This window comes from Sphingomonas sp. CCH9-E2, assembly GCF_001557215.1.
In the GTDB taxonomy this organism is placed as follows: domain Bacteria; phylum Pseudomonadota; class Alphaproteobacteria; order Sphingomonadales; family Sphingomonadaceae; genus Sphingomonas.
In genome coordinates this window covers 1-246 of sequence record NZ_LSJM01000472.1, presented here as the reverse complement: position 1 = coordinate 246, position 246 = coordinate 1, and the positions used below count along the sequence as shown (strand labels likewise).

Below are 246 nucleotides of genomic sequence, written 5' to 3'. Positions count from 1 at the left end.
GGTGCCGGGGGCGTATGATTTCGAGCGGGTGGCGTGGTTCGAGGGGCTGGGGGCGACCGGGCGCGGCTTTGCGCCGGTCGAGGTGCTGGCGCCGGGGCGGCCCGATAGCGGGCTGCGCGCGCGGCTGACGGCGCATGTGCAATCGCGGGTCGAGGGGAGCGCGGGCGGGATTGCGGCGGCGCTGGTCACCGGGGATCGCGGGGCGATTTCCGAGGAGGATGCCGAGGCGCTGCGGCGGTCGGGGCT

Annotated in this window: 1 pseudogene; it reads left to right on the top strand. The window is 76.4% G+C overall.

Annotation, left to right across the window (positions count from 1 at the left end):
- Positions 1-246: pseudogene (locus AX681_RS22735) on the top strand (ComEC/Rec2 family competence protein); the annotation flags it as partial.